Annotated in this window: 18 protein-coding genes; 17 read left to right on the top strand and 1 reads right to left on the bottom strand. The window is 47.6% G+C overall.

Annotated features, from left to right (window positions below; genetic code table 11):
- Positions 1-91: 91 nt before the first annotated feature.
- Complete coding sequence (locus tag M2277_RS31645; protein ID WP_348537778.1) at positions 92-319, bottom strand: imine reductase family protein; 228 nt, start codon at positions 317-319, stop codon at positions 92-94.
- Positions 320-579: 260 nt separating this feature from the next.
- On the opposite strand from M2277_RS31645, the gene M2277_RS14705 reads away from it, so the two are divergent.
- The 17 genes from M2277_RS14705 to M2277_RS14620 all read left to right on the top strand — a co-directional run bounded on the left by M2277_RS14705 (position 580) and on the right by M2277_RS14620 (position 18,787).
- Positions 580-1,017 (top strand): MarR family winged helix-turn-helix transcriptional regulator, encoded by a 438-nt coding sequence (locus M2277_RS14705; RefSeq protein WP_006209747.1) that lies wholly within the window; start codon positions 580-582, stop codon positions 1,015-1,017.
- Positions 1,018-1,069: 52 nt separating this feature from the next.
- Positions 1,070-1,705, top strand: coding sequence for an NAD(P)-dependent oxidoreductase (locus tag M2277_RS14700; RefSeq protein ID WP_006209748.1), 636 nt, complete (start codon positions 1,070-1,072; stop codon positions 1,703-1,705).
- A 582-nt stretch (positions 1,706-2,287) separates the two neighbouring features.
- Positions 2,288-2,803 carry a beta propeller repeat protein gene (locus M2277_RS14695; protein ID WP_280755047.1) on the top strand — a complete coding sequence of 172 codons (516 nt, stop codon included), beginning with the start codon at positions 2,288-2,290 and terminating at the stop codon, positions 2,801-2,803.
- A gap of 51 nt (positions 2,804-2,854) precedes the next feature.
- Complete coding sequence (locus tag M2277_RS14690; RefSeq protein WP_280755046.1) at positions 2,855-3,592, top strand: WD40/YVTN/BNR-like repeat-containing protein; 738 nt, start codon at positions 2,855-2,857, stop codon at positions 3,590-3,592.
- Positions 3,593-4,173: 581 nt separating this feature from the next.
- Complete coding sequence (locus M2277_RS14680; RefSeq protein WP_006209756.1) at positions 4,174-4,590, top strand: DUF2500 domain-containing protein; 417 nt, start codon at positions 4,174-4,176, stop codon at positions 4,588-4,590.
- A gap of 69 nt (positions 4,591-4,659) precedes the next feature.
- Positions 4,660-5,409: an SDR family NAD(P)-dependent oxidoreductase gene (locus M2277_RS14675; RefSeq protein WP_006209757.1), complete on the top strand. Its 750-nt coding sequence runs from the start codon at positions 4,660-4,662 to the stop codon at positions 5,407-5,409.
- A 350-nt stretch (positions 5,410-5,759) separates the two neighbouring features.
- The gene (locus M2277_RS14670) at positions 5,760-8,093 is read left to right on the top strand and encodes an AraC family transcriptional regulator (RefSeq protein ID WP_063479280.1); all 2,334 of its coding nucleotides are present in this window, start codon (positions 5,760-5,762) and stop codon (positions 8,091-8,093) included.
- Positions 8,094-8,230: 137 nt separating this feature from the next.
- The gene (locus M2277_RS14665; RefSeq protein WP_148247549.1) at positions 8,231-9,862 is read left to right on the top strand and encodes a type 2 periplasmic-binding domain-containing protein; all 1,632 of its coding nucleotides are present in this window, start codon (positions 8,231-8,233) and stop codon (positions 9,860-9,862) included.
- A gap of 78 nt (positions 9,863-9,940) precedes the next feature.
- Positions 9,941-10,900 carry an ABC transporter permease gene (locus tag M2277_RS14660; protein WP_036638118.1) on the top strand — a complete coding sequence of 320 codons (960 nt, stop codon included), beginning with the start codon at positions 9,941-9,943 and terminating at the stop codon, positions 10,898-10,900.
- Between the two features lie 15 nt (positions 10,901-10,915).
- Positions 10,916-11,797, top strand: coding sequence for a carbohydrate ABC transporter permease (locus M2277_RS14655; RefSeq protein WP_280755045.1), 882 nt, complete (start codon positions 10,916-10,918; stop codon positions 11,795-11,797).
- Between the two features lie 15 nt (positions 11,798-11,812).
- Positions 11,813-12,940, top strand: coding sequence for a glycoside hydrolase family 88 protein (locus M2277_RS14650; RefSeq protein WP_063479282.1), 1,128 nt, complete (start codon positions 11,813-11,815; stop codon positions 12,938-12,940).
- Between the two features lie 171 nt (positions 12,941-13,111).
- Positions 13,112-13,750 (top strand): copper resistance CopC family protein, encoded by a 639-nt coding sequence (locus M2277_RS14645; protein WP_280755044.1) that lies wholly within the window; start codon positions 13,112-13,114, stop codon positions 13,748-13,750.
- On the top strand, positions 13,750-14,838 hold the full coding sequence (locus tag M2277_RS14640; RefSeq protein ID WP_063479284.1) for a copper resistance D family protein: 1,089 nt from the start codon (positions 13,750-13,752) through the stop codon (positions 14,836-14,838). Before M2277_RS14645 ends, M2277_RS14640 begins: the two co-directional genes overlap by 1 nt.
- Positions 14,839-15,005: 167 nt before the next feature.
- Positions 15,006-15,434, top strand: a complete 429-nt coding sequence (locus M2277_RS14635; RefSeq protein WP_036638126.1) for a GNAT family N-acetyltransferase — start codon at positions 15,006-15,008, stop codon at positions 15,432-15,434.
- Positions 15,435-15,473: 39 nt separating this feature from the next.
- Entirely contained in the window at positions 15,474-17,186 is a 1,713-nt protein-coding gene (locus tag M2277_RS14630; RefSeq protein WP_280755043.1) for a GAF domain-containing sensor histidine kinase, read from the top strand.
- Positions 17,183-17,824 carry a response regulator gene (locus tag M2277_RS14625; RefSeq protein WP_006209768.1) on the top strand — a complete coding sequence of 214 codons (642 nt, stop codon included), beginning with the start codon at positions 17,183-17,185 and terminating at the stop codon, positions 17,822-17,824. Before M2277_RS14630 ends, M2277_RS14625 begins: the two co-directional genes overlap by 4 nt.
- Positions 17,825-17,968: 144 nt before the next feature.
- Positions 17,969-18,787: an NmrA family NAD(P)-binding protein gene (locus M2277_RS14620; RefSeq protein WP_280755042.1), complete on the top strand. Its 819-nt coding sequence runs from the start codon at positions 17,969-17,971 to the stop codon at positions 18,785-18,787.
- Positions 18,788-18,813 lie beyond the last annotated feature (26 nt).

Here is an 18,813-nt window from a genome sequence, read left to right as displayed (position 1 = left end):
CTATTCGTTGTTAGTCTGCGTATCGTTCTTTAAGAAGAGGGTTTATTGAAACTCGATCAGGCGTGAGAAACCGTCATTGCCATGCCCGGCGTTAACTGCTTTTTGAATAATAAACATTTGCTTCATGAAGAATGCTGCTGTCAAGTCCGTGAAATTCGGCTGCATGGATAATATGGTCCATACTCGCGGAGTCAGAACGAAGACTGGAACTGTTGCCAGGATAGATCCCGCGATCCACGTCGCTCGCGTTATAGGTCATTATATCAGGCATGATGCGAATGAAATTGTGAGCGTAACGTGCAAGGTCCGATGCGGCAATATTCTCGGCACGCGCTATAGCAAGAGCGTGTATGTAACCACTTCTTTTGAAATCGATAGATCAGGTGATTGTTTCAACATATGAAAAATTCATAAAAGAAGAGTGAAATAGTATATATTTCATGCATGTACATACTTTATTCAATTTGCATCTCAGTTGGTGTAGGAGGTAAACATGAACCAATAAACTTACTAAAATAAAGATGTTGACATAAAGATAGCAATGTGATAATTTGTATATACAAATGAAAGGTGATGATGATGAACATAGATGATTCCATTTTGACCTCATGCTTGTTTTTTACATCGAATCGGTTTGCGCGTTCTATGACAAAGATGGCGGAGGATGCTTTTGCAAAAGCCGACTTATCGCCAACGTACTCCTATGTGTTGGTGGTGGTACACCAGTACCCAGGAATCACGCAGAAAGAGTTATGTGATAAGTTATCGATTGCTCCATCCACAAGCACCCGATTCATTGACAAGCTGGAAGAGAAGAATTTAGTTGAACGCAAGTCCGAATGGAAGGAAACGCATATTTTCTTAACAGAGGAAGGTAAAGCTCTATATAAGGAGCTGAACCAATATTTTGAACAGCTGTACGGACAATATGTTTCCATTTTGGGGAAGGAACATAGCGAACAACTAACTAAACTTCTCCATGAGTCCAGTGAAATGTTGAAAAAGGGAAAACTGTAGCTCTTTTTCACCTTCTCATTTGTATATACAATTGATAAAGGAGCGATTCATCATGCAGATTGGTATTATCGGTGCAACAGGTAAAGCAGGAAATTTGATTCTCAAGGAAGCGCAAGCACGCGGACATGAAGTAACGGCAATTGTTCGTGATGGTTCCAGGATTACCGATTCCAGTGTTAACATCGTGGAGAAGAACGTGCTGGATTTAACCGATGCCGATCTTCAAGGCTTCGACGTGGTAGTGAATACATTTGGCGCAGCGCCTGGGCAGGAAACTCAATATATTGAAGTTGGACGCGTGCTGATAAATGCTCTGAAAGGAGCCGATACCCGACTGATCGTGGTGGGAGGAGCCGGAAGTCTGTTTGTTGATGAGGCCAAAACCACCCGACTGATGGAAACACCTGATTTTCCTAAGGAATACTATCCGACAGCATTCCATGCAGGAGAGAACCTGAAAGACCTGGAGAATTCTTCAGATGTGAAATGGACATATCTCAGTCCGGCAGCGTTCTTTAATCCGAATGGTCAGCGGACAGGAAGCTATCAAGAAGGTAAGGATCATGTCATTGTCAATTCCAGCGGTCAAAGTTATGTCAGCTATGAGGACTACGCGATTGCGGTATTGGATGAAATTGAGTTGCCTAAGCATCTCAATGAACGCTATACGGTCATATCCGAGGTTTAATCAGCCCGGGATATCTTAATATATAAATCCTCGAGCAAGCTGATTTCGATACGAAATCAGCTTGCTTTTTTATGTGTGAAAATAAGGAATGAAAACAACAACAGCAATCAACAATATTATTTCATTTCATCATATGAAAAATTCACAATAGAAGATCCACATTCTATCCTGCATCTAGACACCTCTAAGGTCATTCTTCATAACTACCTATCTTCTAATATCTCTTCCGGTTAAAAAGGAAGGTATCTCTAGAAAGCTCGAGTCGTTTCACATGGTGGTCAGGCGAATACAGAACAAATCGGACGATTCTGGTTCATAAACCTGATGATTATCAAGAACCCTCGAAATGGGCGAGCATTATATTTGTAAATTAAAACTCCCTTAACGTATGAATCACGTTAGGGTTTTTTTGATGTCTATCTATGGATTAACCTACCCGAATATGAGAGTGAATCTATTAAAAAGCTACAGTATTGTAAATTTTGCAAGTCAGTTCTTTACTTATCAGCTGGATGGAATATGTTATAATGTCGAAAAAGCGGATTTGCAACATGCACATCGAAATATGAGGAGGAAGAATTCTTGAGATCAAGTCGTTTTATATTCTGGCTCAGTATGCTGGCAATGATGGCAGTTATGTTAGCAGCCTGTACCTCAGAACCGATAAAACAACAGCAGCAACAGCAACCTTCTACACCGGAAGGTCCTCCTGAATCGGTTGAAGATGAAGAAGAAGGTCAGACCATCACATTAGTAACGCCGGATACGGCCATGAAGGCCCCTGAGGAAAAAAGTAAATATCAGATACATACACGGTTGACAGACTTCCATCTCCTAAGTGAGTCAACGGGAATTGCATGGGGAATAACGAACACCGAGCTTCGTCTTTACCAAACTAAAGATTATGGTGAAACGTGGGTGGATATTTCACCCTCCTCCAATGTTCAATTCATTGACAAGCTGGAGTATGGCAAAGACATCGTGTTTGCGGATAAGGATCATGGCTGGATTATACGAAATAAGCAGGGATCAGCGGAAACCATTCTGCTGAATACAACCAATGGCGGTGACAGCTGGAAGCTCTCGTCGCTGCCCTAGACAGGCGTTGTCACTGCACTGTCCTTCGTTTCATCACAGCAGGGATGGATCATGGCAAAAGGCGACATATCCCGGGGCTCTGAGGAGAAATCCCTGTTCCACACTAGCAACAATGGCGGTTTATGGGATGAGGTCATGCAGAATACGGAGTATTCTACTTCGCGTGTCCCAGGCAGCGTCATTCCGCGAACAGGATCAGTCATCGGCTTAACGTTCACGGATTCGCTGGTCGGATTTGCTACCATTCGGGAGATGCAGTCCTCGAAGCTGTATATTACTCGTGACGGTGGTCAGAAGTGGAAATCTTCGGGTCAAGTGTTCAAGAGCAAGCTTCTTGACCCGTGCGGTTCGGTTTACGCCGGGGCGCCTAAATTACTGGGAAGAGGCGGCAGCGGTAGCGAAGTATATATTCCGGTTACCTGCGTAAAGGATAATCAGGCGAGCTACATGGGATACTTCACGGGAGATACCGGGAAATCGTGGAATCTGGTGTCATTCCCGATGACGGGAGATGCCGGTAAGGGAACTATCCAGCCTGTCTTCCGTCGGCTTCATGACGGCTGGCGTATGGTTAACGGCATTGTGTATCATTCGAATGATTTAGGAAAAACCTGGAAGCCATTCCCGAGAAGCAAGTTACTAGCAGATAATCTAGCCAAGTATCCTAACGTGGTGAAATTGCAGTTTACCTCCTCTGATGTAGGCTGGATGCTGATTGAAACCACCGACAAGAAGCGCTCCCGACTCATGAAAAGCAGTGACGGTGGTGAAACCTGGCAGGGTTTATAGTCTGAATTTGCTATTATAAGTTACTGAATAAAGGCTGTACCTTGTTGAGAGAGTCAGATCCGGTACAGCCTTTTTTTATTGACATTATATTGTGAAATTAATCACAATAATAAGTGAATATCTATGCTACTATAAAGATGTAATTAGATACTCCATTATGTTAGAGAAGGGAACGATTCATATGCATACCGATCAAGTGACGATAAATTTCCTCCGCTTGTGTTACCATTGTGATGATGCATGTTTATGCGATACGGAGGAACAATGCCTGGCATGCTGGAATGAACAGGAACTGACACCTGAGGATCAAGAAATGACAGGACAAGAAGAGACAACAAAATGGCTGAGATTGGCTTACGATTGAATGTGAATGGCGATGAGAAGGAAAATGAATAGATCAGGGTGTTTGAGTCCCACGAAGAAGCTGAAAGCTGACCAAGAGCAGAGACCAGCTTCTTTTTGGCGTTTTCAGAAAGGGACAAGTTCTTTAAAATTTCAATCAAACTTTCCACGACATATGAGTTAAATTGTCCAAGAAGAAGCATATACATATTTCAAGACAAGGTGGAGGGGGGAGCCGTATGGGATCGGGATCAGATTGGATGTTCGATTTTTTCGGCAGCGTAATGCCCGTGTTTTTCATCGTCGTCATCGGGATCATTTTGCTGTCGGCCGGTAAGGGAATCTTGCAGTGGAGTCAGAATAACCGACAGCCTTTGCTATCGGTTGATTCCAAAATTGTGAGCAAGCGAACGGAAGTGAAACACACGCAGCAGACAGATGATACGATGTCGAGCCGTACTCGTACCACCTATTATCTTACTTTTGAAGTTGAGAGCGGAGATCGGATGGAGTTTATTGTAAACGGTGAAGAATTCGGCATGTGTGCGGAAGGTGACGAGGGGCTACTGCGTTTCCAAGGTACCCGTTATTACGGATTTGCACGGCACCCGAAGGCACATCTCGGCGTGGTGAGGGGTTATGAGCATCCTAAATAAATGTCGGACTTGATTTTAGTCAGCTTCCTCCTGTGGTATATAATGTAGGAGAAAAAGGAGGAGCTGCGAATGAATTTTGAGAATAAAACAGTCGTGATTACGGGCTCTGCCAATGGGATAGGCCGCGGATTGGCGGAAGCCTATGCTGCAAGCGGAGCGCGAGTCATATTAAGCGACTTTAACGAGGAGCAGGGAAGCCTGGCGGCACACTCCTTGACGGAACAAGGACTGAAGGCGGCCTTCATCCCTTGTGACGTACGAAAGGAAGAAGATATTAAACGCCTCATGGCAGAAGCCGTTCAACATGGCGGTTCGATCGACATCCTGATCAACAATGCAGGAGTATCCCGCTGGAAATCTCCCTATGAGCTGTCTGTTGAGGATTGGGACGATGTCATGAATACCAATGCCAGAAGCTGTTTTCTTGCGACGCGTGAAGCCGCATTATATATGAAAAAGTCGGGTGCAGGCGGAGCTGTTGTCAATATATCCTCCACACGCTCCATCATGTCCGAGCCGAATTCAGAAGCCTACGCGGCTTCCAAAGGAGCCATTGTTGCATTGAGTCATGCGATGGCAATTAGTCTTGGACCTGATCGGATTCGGGTGAATTGCATTAGTCCGGGATGGATTGAGACCGGCAGCTATGACAATCTTCGCTCGGAGGACCACAAGCAGCATCCAGCGGGGCGGGTGGGAGTTCCTGCTGATATTGCCAAAGCCTGTTTCTATTTCACCGATCCGGATAATGACTTTGTGACAGGTGCGCATCTTGTCGTTGACGGGGGCATGACCCGCAAAATGATCTATGAGCCTTAAGCTGAATCGGATTGAACCCCAAAAAGGAGCGTCTCTATGGAGGCGTTCCTTTTTTTTGCGTTGTTCTTGCGGCCGCTGAGAATGTTGAACCACTGAGCAATTAGAGGACACACCACACTTCGATGAAGCTAATTCATCTCATGGATTGGCGTTATCGCTTCTGATGAGCACAGCATGGTGGAGGAATTTCGTTGTGGCCTTAGTGGAGGCTGAAGCCTTCGAGCATGATACAAATTCGTGATCGATTAACATTTTTGAAGATGGCCTGTTCATGTTAAATAAAAACAGTATGATGTAATTAATGTAAGTACGGAAGATATATAACCATTGAAACCGGAAGGAATGAGGGTATGGGGAAGTTGACGACAACCAGTGCAAGAATGGAGCGTTCCAATCGCGTGTCCGTGTTCGTTACATTGCTCATGTCCTATCTTGTCGTGCTGTTGATCCCGGTCATTGTATTCGGCGGATTGTATGCTCGTATTGAGAAGATTATGATCGAGAACGCGAATAACAGCAACATGGCGCTGATTGAGCAAGCCAAGCAGGTAGTGGACGGCCGATTGGATGAGATGCATTTGATTTCCCGGAATATCACGTCGAATCCAAGGCTGGACGCGCTGCTCAAGGCAGGCTCGCCTCAGAATGGCATCGAGCATTACAATTACTTCAGCTTTATGCAGGAAATGCAGCGTTACCGCAACAGCAGCAGCTTTATTACTGATTTTTATGTCTATTTAAGGGAGAGCAACACGGTTCTGAGTCCAACCTTAAAGACAACCTCAAGCGTTTTGTTCTCCGATATTTATGGATATGAAAATCTAACCTATGAACAGTATCGGTCGGATATCCTGCACGGCGTTCACTTTAACCGTTACTTGCCCGTGACGGAGGTCGGGAAAGGTTTGAATCAGAAACGGATGCTGACATATATGCAAACGCTTCCATTTGGAGAGAAGAACCATCCGAAAGGTGCGCTAATCATGCTGATTGACGAACGACAGATTACAGGGCTCCTGGAAGAGATCGTGAAGACAAATCATGGGACGATATATATCAAGGATGCCAGCGGACAAGTTATTTTAAGTGCCGGAGCAGCCTCGGTCAGCCGAGTCGGGAAGACACCGGAGGATCATCCGATGATGACTGTGTCGGCAATCTCGAAGAGAAGCGGGTGGGAATACGTATCCATCGTGCCCGAGAAAGTGTTCATGGAGAAGGTCAATATGGTCAAAAGAATGGCCGCCGGCGTTCTTGTGATCTGTCTGGCCGCCGGGGTAGCCGCTTGCGCGTTCATGACTTATCGGGCGTATTATCCGCTGCGTGACATTATCCGTTTTATTCGGCAGGCGCACCCGGCACGGGAGGGGGCCGTTCGCAATGAATATGATTTCATCAAATCGACGATGGCCGATTCCTTTGGCAGGCAGACGGAGATGAGGGAGCAGCTGTCCAGGCAAACGCCGGTCATCCGCTCCAACTTTTTGCAGCGTTTATTGAAGGGTAATGTGGACGCAAGTGATATGTCCGATCATGCCATGGCGTTCATGGGCATCTCGTTTCCGGAGCGGGGGTTTGCTGTTGCCTTGATCGAGCTCAGGGATGCCAGTGGATTTATTCATAACGAGCGCGAAAGCGAGTGGGCACTGATCCGGTTCGTTACCGGCAAGGTAGCGGAGGAAATCCATCCTTTTGCCGCTTACTCGGTGGAACTGGAGAAAAATCTGGTTGCTATCATATTAAACGTGCCCGACTCTCAGCAGTGCGGGCTAGAGGAATTGGTTGAATGGGCGGAGCAGGTGAAACAGGTCATCGAACTACGCTTCAAAACCGTGACAACGATCGGAATCAGCGGGATTCATACAGGCCCCGGATGTTTGTCCAGCGGTTATACCGAGAGCCTGAAAGCACTCGAATATTCCATATTTACAGCCTATAAACCGATCCTGTTCTATGATGAAATGAAACAAAAGACGGAGGTGTATTATGATTTTCCCATCGAGACGGAGGTCAAGCTCATTAACGCGATGAAGAGCGGGGATGTCGATAAAGCTCAAGACATTATTCAGTGCCTGTACAGCAACAATTTTATGGGCAAGTCCATCTCACCGGATCTGGGGAGACTCCTCTTCGCGAACCTGCTCAGCACAATGTTCAAACTGCTCAATGCTTTAAATTTGAAGTATGAGGACATCTTCGGAACAGCTGGCAAAACAATCGAGGATATCACCGAAGGCAGCACAGTGGAAGAGTTATATCAGGAGGTGAAGTGGATGTTCGGCAAGGTCTGCTTGTACGTGGGAGAGCAGAGAGGAGATTCCTCTTCACTGCTGCTGGAAAAAATCAAAATCTACATCGAAGATCATCACAACGATACCATGATCAGTCTGGCTTCCATCGCCGAGCAGTTCAACATTACGCCCCCGTACCTGTCGGCTTTCTTCAAGAAGAACAGCGGCACCAACCTGACGGATTATCTGGCCAAGATTCGGATCGAGCATGCCAAGGAAATGATGAAGGATGCCAAAAACACGATTTCACATATTGCCCGTTCCGTCGGTTATACCAGCGATGTGGGTTTTATCCGGGTATTCAAAAAATATGAAGGAATAACCCCGGGAAAATACAAGGAAACTCTGCATTCTCTACCATCCACCTTAAGAAATGATCATCTCAATTCTTAATCTCTGTTAACAGATCATGAATGTGTACGGTATACGATGAAGGCGCTTTGACCCTAGAATTTAAACAGGGCTGATTCACTTCGGTCCTTGGTTAAATCGGATGATCATTCAAACAGGAAAAAGGGAGGCGTCGTGATTTGAAAACAAACCAAAAACGAGCGACAAGGCTGGCAATTTTCATATTAATCGTAGCCATGCTGGCTGGATGCAGCGGGAAAAGCTCGGGAGCTCAGAATCCTGCGGGCGAAAAAGGGCAGGAAGGAGCCGGTGTTTCTTCAAAGGGTGAGCCGGGTTATCCGGGACAGCTGACGTACTGGGTATCTCTTAACGCCAACGCATCGGCAACGATGCAGGATATGAACGGGATTGCAGCTTATCAGGAAATGGAGAAATTGACGGGGACCCGGCTTAAGTTTCAGCATCCCCCTGCCGGACAGGAGGCAGATGCCTTCAATATTATGGTATCCTCGGGCAATTTGCCAGATGTCATCGAGTACGGCTGGGCTAATGTATCCGGCGGACCGGACAAAGCCATTTCGGATGGAACGATCATTCGACTGAATGAGCTGATTGAAGAGCATGCACCGAATATATCAAAGCTGTTAAACGAGCATCCGGAATACAAAAAACTCATAACGACAGACGACGGCAACATTTACGTATTTCCTTTTATCCGCGGGGATGAGTATTTGCTGACCTATAACGGCATCATTCTCCGCGAGGATTGGCTTGAGAAATTAAAGCTGTCCGTACCGGAAACGATGGATGAGTGGCATGAAGTGTTAACCGCATTCAAAACCAAGGATCCAAACGGGAACGGGCAGGCCGATGAAATTCCGCTCCTGCTTGACTTGGATATGACGGCATTGAATCATGCGTTTATCGGAGCCTGGGGAATTACGACAGGGTTTTACCAGGTGGATGGCAAGGTAAGCTACGGCCCTATTCAACCGGAGTTTAAATCGTATTTGGAGACGATGAGCAAATGGTATGCCGAAGGGCTGATCGATCAGGATTACGCCGCAACAGATGCCACACTGAAGGATGCCAAGGTGACTAACAATCAATTGGGCGCATTCTCCGGATACATGGGAAGCAGCTTGGGCCGATATTCGGAGCTTATGCTGAAATCCAATCCGGATGTGAAACTGTTGGGTGCTCCTAACGTTGTGCTGAAGAAGGGCGACACTCCGATCCTGGGGCAGAAGGATTCGCCATTTAATGGATTCGGGGCGGCGATTACGAAAGCGAACAAATTCCCGGTGGAGACCGTAAAGTGGCTTGATTATAAGTACGGCGAAGAAGGACATATGCTGTTTAATTTTGGCGTAGAAGGCGTCAGCTACAGCATGAAGGACGGGTACCCGGCCTATACGGACGAAGTGATGAAGAACCCGGATGGTTTATCCATCACCCAAGCGCTGTCCAAATATAACCTCGCCAGCTACTCGGGACCTTTTGTCCAGGATCGCCGGTATATTGAACAGTATTCCGCTCTTCCTCAGCAGAAAGCAGCCATCGAGACATGGATGAAGGCGGATAATAAGCGCTTGATGCCGATTATTTCGCCAACGGCTGAAGAGAGCACTCGTTATGCCTCCATCATGAATGATATTAATACCTATTACGAAGAGATGGTCAATAAATTCATTATGGGCGTGGAGCCAATCAGCGGGTTTGATCAATTCGTCCAGACGCTTCAGGGAATGGGCATTGAAGAAGCGCTTCAGATTCAGCAAGCTGCGCTCGACCGATTCAACAGCCGTTAAGTTGACGAAGCATGCCAAGGGAGAAGTCAGATTTCTCCCTTCCGGCGTGTTCGATCTTGTATCAGAGGAGGGCATTCGGTGCAGCTCAAGGAAGAGACCAACCGCGTTGTCATACGGAATAAACCAGATAGCTTCAAAATAAGAGTTGCAAAGGATTTTCGCCGGAATTCCATGATCTACCTGATGCTGCTTCCGGTTGTGGCATTTTATGCCGTGTTTCATTACGGTCCGCTGTACGGGCTGCAGATTGCGTTCAAAAACTTCTCGGCAGGACTTGGAATATGGCACAGCCCTTGGGTCGGCTTTCAGCATTTCAGCGACTTCTTTAACGGTTTTTTCTTTGAACGGGTCGTATCCAATACGATTATCCTGGGCGCGTACGACCTGATATTTGTGTTTCCCGCCTCGATTGTGCTGGCGTTGCTGCTGAACGAGGTGCGGCATCGGGTATTTAAACGGACCGTGCAGTCCATTACGTATATCCCTCATTTTATTTCTGTGGTAGTTGTTGTCGGCATGCTGGTGGATTTTTTGTCCGTTGACGGATTGATCAATCAATTAGTGACGTATTTCGGTGGAAAACCGATTTCCTTCATGCGTTTGCCTGAATGGTTCCGAACGATATATACCTCGTCTGCCATCTGGCAGGGGATTGGCTGGGGCTCCATAATTTATCTTGCAGCCATCTCGAACATCGATCCATCCTTGTATGAAGCAGCGAAGGTAGACGGTGCCGGACGGTGGAAGCAGATGCTGCAGATTACACTGCCAGGCATCCTGCCAACGGTTATCATTTTGCTGATCCTGCGGATTGGTTCATTTATGGCGCTTCAGGACGAGAAGATATTGATTATGTATAATCCGGTTATTTATGAGACTGCGGACGTTATCGGCACTTACGTCTACCGCAAGGGGATTCTGGAGGCGAGTTACAGCTTCAGTGCGGCCGTCGGCATGTTTAATTCCCTCATTAACTTTATTCTGCTCATTGGAGCCAATTATCTCAGCAAACGCTTTACCGATACGAAGCTGTGGTAGGAAAGGGGGCCATCTATGCGAACTTCAAAATCAATCAGTGAGGTCATATTTGATGCGGCGAATGTGATTCTTCTATGTTTGCTGTCAATCGTAACGCTGTACCCGTTTCTATATGTATTGTTTGCTTCGATCAGTACGCCTGCCGAGTTCGTTCAGCATCGGGGAATCCTGCTGTGGCCCAAGGGGTTCTCGCTGGATTCCTACCGGATGGTATTTGAGAATCCGAACATCATTCGCAGTTATCTGAACACAATCTTTTATGTAGCGGTCGGAACGACGCTGAACATTCTGATGACGGCTCTTGGAGCCTATGGTCTATCCAGAAAAAACGTCATGTGGAAAAGCACCATTATGATGCTGATTGTCATGACGATGTTTTTCGACGGAGGGCTTATTCCGAAATACCTGTTAATGAAAAACATCGGCCTGCTGGATACGTACTGGGCACTGATTATTCCAAGCGCCATGATAACATGGAACTTGATTATTATGCGAACCGCTTTTCAAGGGGTCCCCGATGCGTTGGAGGAATCCGCGCGGATTGACGGCGCCAACGACTGGACGATTCTGTTCCGGATCATCATTCCGCTGTCGCTGCCGGTCATTGCGGTTATGGTACTCTTTTACGGAGTGTGGCACTGGAATAAATGGTTTGATGCACTCATCTATTTAAGGGACCGGAACTTGTTCCCGCTGCAGCTGATTCTGCGCGAGATTCTGATTCAGAACGACACCAACAGCATGATGACCTCAGTAGGCGGAGGAGACCGGATGCCGGTGGGCGAAACGATCAAATACGCAACAATTATGGTGGCTACGCTGCCGATTTTGTTCCTGTACCCTTTTTTGCAGAAATATTTCGTGAAGGGCGTTATGATCGGAGCCATCAAAGAATAGGAGGAATGTAAAATCATGTGGGAACAAGCCATTCAGGATGCGATCCAAAAGATCAAGAGCAATATGAGCCGATATCCGAAGAAATTTCCGCATATCACGGCGGAGAAGCGTTACGAGTGGGGAGAGAGCAATGACTGGATCGAGGGGTTCTACACCGGAATGATCTGGCTGAGTTATGAATATACAAAGGAACCGTTGTTTAAGGAGACGGCACTAGCGCACTTGGAGGATTATAAGCTGCGCTTACAGGAGAAGCGGCATCTGGATCATCATGACATCGGGTTCCTCTACCTGCCGTCTGCATTAGCGGCGTGGATCGTGGACGAGCATGAAGAGGGCAAACAGCTCGCTCTGAAAGCTGCCGACCATCTGATGCTGCGCTGGCGGGAGGAAGGACAGTATATTCAGGCATGGGGCCGGAAGGGGGACGAGAAGAACGGAGGACGCATCATCATCGATTGCATGATGAATATTCCGCTGCTGTACTGGGCCTATAACCAAACCGGAGATGAGCGATACCGGATTGTGGCTGTGGCGCATGCGGATAAGAGCCGCAGGTATTTAATGCGAGGGGACGACTCCTCGTATCATACGTTCTACTTCAATCCGTCGGATGGAACTCCCATCGGAGGCGGGACGCATCAGGGGTATCACGACGGCTCCACCTGGACGCGCGGCCAGGCTTGGGCGATCTACGGGTTTGCGCTGTCATACCGTTATACCCGTGATGCGAAGTACTTGGATACGGCTATACGAGCGGCACGCTTTTTTATCAGCCATCTGCCGGAGGATAACGTTGCTTATTGGGATTTCGATGTTCCGGTTGAAGCGGATACACCTCGCGACAGCTCCGCATCTGCGATTGCAGCATGCGGCATGCTGGAAATATTGGAGCATCTGGAGAATGAAGATGGCAATAAAGGGCTATTGACAGATGCGGTCGAACGGTCGATGACCTCCCTGGCAAGCCGATATTCTACTCTTGGAGAGGAAGGGGAAGAAGGCTTGATCAAGCACGGTTCCTATTATGTCAGAGGTGGAATGGGACCGGACGATTATATGATCTGGGGCGACTATTATTATCTTGAAGCACTGCTGCGGCTGACCCAGAGGATACCGGGTTATTGGTATGAGAGAGAATAGGTAGATCAGCTATTTGGAACATTGAGGGGATGTCGCGTCATATGCGGCATGCCCTTTTTGTGTAAAATATTTGAAAATCATTGTTCACAATATACTCATTGGCATTGTCGAAATGACTTTGTTATGATGAGGAAGATTCAAATTTGAGATAATGGTTTGGAGGAGATATACGTGTTGAAACATGTGAAAACTTCAGTTTTGCTGACCTTGGGTCTGCTGCTTGTGCTGGTGTTCCCGACAGCAACATGGGCCCATTCCAAGCTGGAAACCAGTACGCCTGCCGCGGATGCCAAGCTGACGGAAAGCGTCAAGGAAGTCAGTCTAACCTTTAATGAAAATATCGATGAAAACTTGAGTACGGTCAAGATTAAAAATGCGCAAGGCGAGTCGGTAGAAGTGTCGGAGGTAAAAGTAACCCAGAGTACGCTGCTGGGTACGCTGGCAGCACCTCTTCCATCCGGTTCTTACACGGTAGAATGGAAGATTGTTGGCGGTGATGGACATCCTGTTGACGGGACGTATGCCTTCGAGGTAGAAGTGCCGGAAGCGGAGACTGCGCCGGAAACACCGCCTGCCGATACCGAAGACACGCCTGCGGATGCCGGTGATGCGCAGGATGAAGGAACACCTGCTGATGACACGGCAGTTGACAACACCGATCAGACCGCGACTGAGGATCAGCAAGCTGAGAACACTCCGGCTGCCGAATCATCTGAAGGCGGCGGATCTGCTATTTGGATCGCTATTATAGTCATCGTGGCATTTGTCGCAGGATATTTTGGAATTCGAGCATCGCGGAAGAGAAAATAATGTCTTACTACTGGTTAAGTGAACCGTTCTTATATTTAGCTTATGCCGTTCTGGCAGGTATCACGGTGCTGTCCCTGGTGCCAAAAGCATATAAACCTGAAATTTCCTTGCCAGCCTGGCTGGGTCCGGTTTCAGCTGTGGCCATTATGGTGTGCGGCTTCGTCCCTCTGCTGCAGATTATGATGTTCTTCAAGGATGATATTGGGTTCTGGCAGTCCTTTAACAGTATTATGTTCAAGTTCAGTGAAGGCGAACGTTATGCCTGGATCCTGGTCCTCTCGATACTGCTGGCGGTCTTGACCATCATCGTCCGCCGAAATTCAGGCACGGTATTACGCTGGCTTATGCCGGTTGCCTTGCTGGGTATTGCAGCAGCCATGTCCTCGTTTAACCACGCAGCGTCCTTATTCGAAAGCGCAGGGCAGCTTGCATTTTTTGGCCATTTTACAGCGATGGCCATTTGGACGGGAACTTTGCTGATTACAGGGTGGTTCAGTACGGATCCAGAGCGCTGGGGTGCATTTCTGAGATGGTTTCATCCAGCAGCAATCGTCTGCGTTGTCATCGTGATCGGATCAGGTTTGTTCCTGATGACGGCGGTGACGCCGGATCCCGTGAACAGCTGGACGTTATCCTACGGACAGGCCTTGCTTGTCAAGCACATTCTGATCCTGCCGCTGCTGGTCTTCGCCTTTGTTAACGGTCATCTGGTTAAGCGCAAGCTTCGCCATGACGCAAGCTATCAACCGACGGCATGGGCGCGAAGCGAGAGCATTCTCATCTGGTTGATATATATTGCAACGGGGTATATGAACCAGCAGCCGGCCCCGCATGATGTCACAGATACGCTGGCATCCTACGGTCCTGCTTCAACCTTTGTCTGGTTCCATCCCGGGTTTACGATCGGTGAACTGGCATTTACATGGAGCTGGATAGGGATTCTTAGCCTGTGTATCGGGCTTGTCCTCTTGTGGAATGTCGTGAATGTATTTCGCAGGAACCGCGCGGCTGCCGGCGGACTCTTAAGTGGGTTAGGCGCTGTTGTGCTGATATACTGCGGTCTGATGTTCTCGGTTAATGCAGGCTGAACAACCCGAGTGATTTGGAATTGAAAAAGGTTCTTGCTGTGTTTGCAGCAAGGACCCTTTTTTTGATACCCAAAAGTATATAAAAGGCTGGAGAAGGTGGTATACTGGGGGAGCAACATAGCACTTTTTTCCATATTTTAAAAGGATGATAATGGAGGATACATAGAATGGATATTCACAAACAGATTCGCATGGCATCTCATTCCGATGCTTCCGTTCTGGTTCAATTGAATGAGGAATTTAATGAAGCTCTAATGCCGCAGGAGGATGTGGAGCGAAGCTTGAAACAGGCGCACGAGATTGTGGCGATTGCTTATTTGAATGATGTTCCTGTGGGATTTGCCTGTGCGCAGTCCTTTCAGTCCTTCTGTTACCCTGAGCTTATGGGCGAAATTACGGAGATGTATGTTCAGGAGCGGGCGAGAAGACAGGGGCTGGCAGGAATGCTTATCGCATACCTGGAGGAACAGCTGGTTGAGCGTGGAGTGAAGACGGTTAAGGTGCTGACAGGTCACGACAACGATCAGGCGATCGGAGCTTATGCCAAGTCGGGTTATATCCAGGAAGATGAGGTTATGCTCGAGAAACGGCTTTAAAGAATCTAGGGTAATTTCATTTTTAGGAATGGAGTGGAGGTGAGTCTGATACTGTGTGATAAAGATCAGTATGTTGAAGAATTGATGATTCTAAAGACCATTGCAGAAACTCTGAATGAGAGCAACGACATGAAGCAAATGCTTCAGACGACGCTTGAACGGCTGCTGGAGTTAACCCATCTTGAGACAGGCTGGATTTTTCTGGTTGGTGATAAACCGGAGTATGATAAGATGGCGGATTTCAATCTCCCTCCAGCTCTAGCCAGGGAAGATAAAAAACCGATGCGATGCGGGGACTGCTTATGTCTTCGTATGCATTGGGCTGGAAGCTTAAATGAACCTGTTACGATTATTGAATGCGAACGTTTATATAACGCAATTGAACAGAGCTGGGGAGAAACCGGCAATTTGACCCATCATGCTACAATCCCCCTGACCGTTCAAGGAAAACGATTGGGGCTGCTGAATGTAGGCTCACCGGGCAAAGAGCATTTCAGCGCGGGTGAGCTGGCACTTTTACAATCTGTTGCTTATCAGATTGGGACTGCCGTTGAGCGGACGAGGCTCTCCGAGCAGAAGGAGAAGCAAGCAGTGGATAGCATATCTCGTTTTATCGTGGATTATTATGCCAAGGCAAGCAAGGTGACAAGATACCTCTGGAAAATTAATGACATGAACAAAATGTATACGGCCATTGTGGAGCAGCTTGCTCAGTCGTTTGACTGGCCAAGTGTAGCCATGATTACGTCTGACGAAAATGATGACTTGCATCTGCGCACCTTTCGGCAGAATGGCGTGACACACAATCTTAAGGAGCTTGTTCGTAAGGGCTCTAAGAAAACGAGCAAAAAAACAGGAAGCGTACATCGTGCGTATGAGGAACAGAAGGTGGTGGTTCATGAAGGTCCGGTTCGGATACTTCCGGGCGTACAGCCTTATATGTATACCGCAGCGCTGCCCTTAAAGCATCATGAGCGTATTTTTCAAACCTATGAGATGGTGGGCGTACTCTTCATTGGTAGGGAGAACCCGTCCTTTAGTGAATTGGAGATCCAAATACTGGAGGTGCTGGCAGAGCATATCTCACTTGCGATTGAAAAGATTTGTTTATATTATGAATGGCAAGATCTGCTATTGGTCGAAGAACGGAACCGCCTGGCGCGGGATTTGCATGATTCGGTTAATCAAAAGCTATTCTCTCTATCACTGCTTGCACAAGGGGTTCGCGAGCAGACCCTGCATGAGAATTCGGATACGGCAGAAGCCATGAGTGATATTGGACAGTTGGCTCAGGAAACGCTGACCGAAATGCGGACGTTAATCTGGCAGCTGAGGCCTTCCGGGGAAGCGAAAGGGATACTGGGTTCTTTGAGGGATTATGCCGAGAAGCTTGGCATACAGCTCACGTTTCTCATGAAGGAAATTCCGGAGCTTACAAAGCAGGTGGAAGGGACGCTGTATCGAATCGGCCAGGAGGCGTTAAACAATGTCAGCAAACACGCGGGAACGAATCGCGCATGGATCAGAATGGAGAAGGTCGGTCCCCATTTATATATGAAAATTTCGGATCAAGGGCGGGGGTTTACTCCCAGTTCTTCAGAGCAGCATCACCGTTCGCTTGGGCTTACCAGCATGAAGGAGAGGGCAGCCGAGATCCAAGGAACCTTAAGCATTAGCAGTGAAGAAGGTACAGGGACAATGCTGACAGTCATGGTTCCGTTATGGACTGAGAAAGAGGTTATAGATGCATGAAGATTAAAGTTCTCATCGTTGACGATCATCTCGTTGTATTAAGGGGCTTGCGTTATTTCTTGCAGACCCAGCCCATGATTGAAATTGTGGATCAGGCGCTGAATGGGCGCGAAGCTCTGGCTAAGGCAGAAATGCTGCAGCCTGATGTCGTATTGATGGATTTGATGATGCCGGAGATGGATGGAGTTGAAGCCACAAAACGGATCACAAGCGAATTTCCTCATATCAAGGTTATCATACTTACCAGTTTTGCCGACCGTGATTCCGTCCTGCCAGCCATCAAAGCGGGAGCCATTGGATATCAGTTGAAGGATATTGAACCCAAAGTGTTGGTAGAGACCATCGTGGCTGCCGTTAACGGGAATCGAATGCTTCATCCCCAAGTGACAAACCAGTTAATCGCTCATGTAGCAACAGACGGGGAAGCTGCCAAAGGGATTGATATTCTGACCAAGCGTGAACAGCATGTACTCGAACAAATTACAATGGGGCGGAGCAATAAAGAGATTGCGGTGGAGCTGCATATTACCGAGAAAACCGTAAAGACGCATATAACTCATATTTTAGGAAAAATGGAGGTGCAGGATCGAACCCAGGCAGCGCTGTATGCGATCAGGAACCATTGGTACGGCAAGTAAATATCAGACTATGGTCGTAGTGAGAGGTCTTATCTTTGGATAAGGCCTTTTTATAATGCTGGCATAAGACCAGCGCTGGACGTAACCCACTTCGAATTGCGGTTTAATGGAAATACAACAATCACCCATAGGGAGGGAATGAAAATGACGATTTTGGTCACAGGTGCAACCGGAAATGTAGGACGTCATGTGGTGGAAGAATTGCTTAAGGCCGGTCATAAGGTAAGGGCGCTTTGCCGCTATCCGGCTTCAGCTAAATTGCCTGCAGCTGTTGAAGTTGTCGGCGGAGATTTAAGTAATCCTGACACTCTGGTACCCGCATTAGAGGGGGTGAGCGGTCTGCATTTAATTACCACTGGAACAGGCTACGTTCCGCTTACGACAGGGAAAGAGATCATTGCAGCTGCCGAAGCAGCAGGGGTTCAGCGAGTGAGTGTATTATGGGACGGAAAGAAAGGCACGGTAGAGCATGCAGTTGAATCAAGCAATCTGGAATGGACACAGCTGCAGCCGGTTGAATACATGTCCAATGTGCTGAGCTGGAGGGAGTCGATACGAACGGAGGGGGTCGTCCGTGATCTTTATGGAGACTCGATCAGTGCATTGATACATGAAGGAGATATTGGACGGGTAGCTGCCGCAGCCCTGACGGAAGACGGTCATGCCGGTAAAATCTATACCTTAACCGGTCCCGAAGCATTATCCGTTCAAGATAAGGTTCGAATCCTCAGCGATCTTATCGGCAGAGACATTCAATTCATCCGCTTAACAGAGGAGCAGGAGCGTAAACGCATGGCGGAACTTGGAGTAGGGGAGGACATCATGGATTATGTCATCAACTGGCATATGAACCCTCCGGTCGAAGCCTACACCGTCAATCCAACAGTTGAAATCGTAACGGGCCGACCTGCCAGAACCTTTGCCGAGTGGGCGCAAGAGCATGTAAAATTGTTCAAAGTTTGAGGACTCCGTTATTAGGAGTTGGACCT

The sequence above is a fragment of the Paenibacillus sp. LBL genome, from assembly GCF_029893715.1.
GTDB lineage: Bacteria > Bacillota > Bacilli > Paenibacillales > Paenibacillaceae > Paenibacillus_AQ > Paenibacillus_AQ glucanolyticus.
This window is presented reverse-complemented; position numbering and strand designations above follow the sequence as displayed.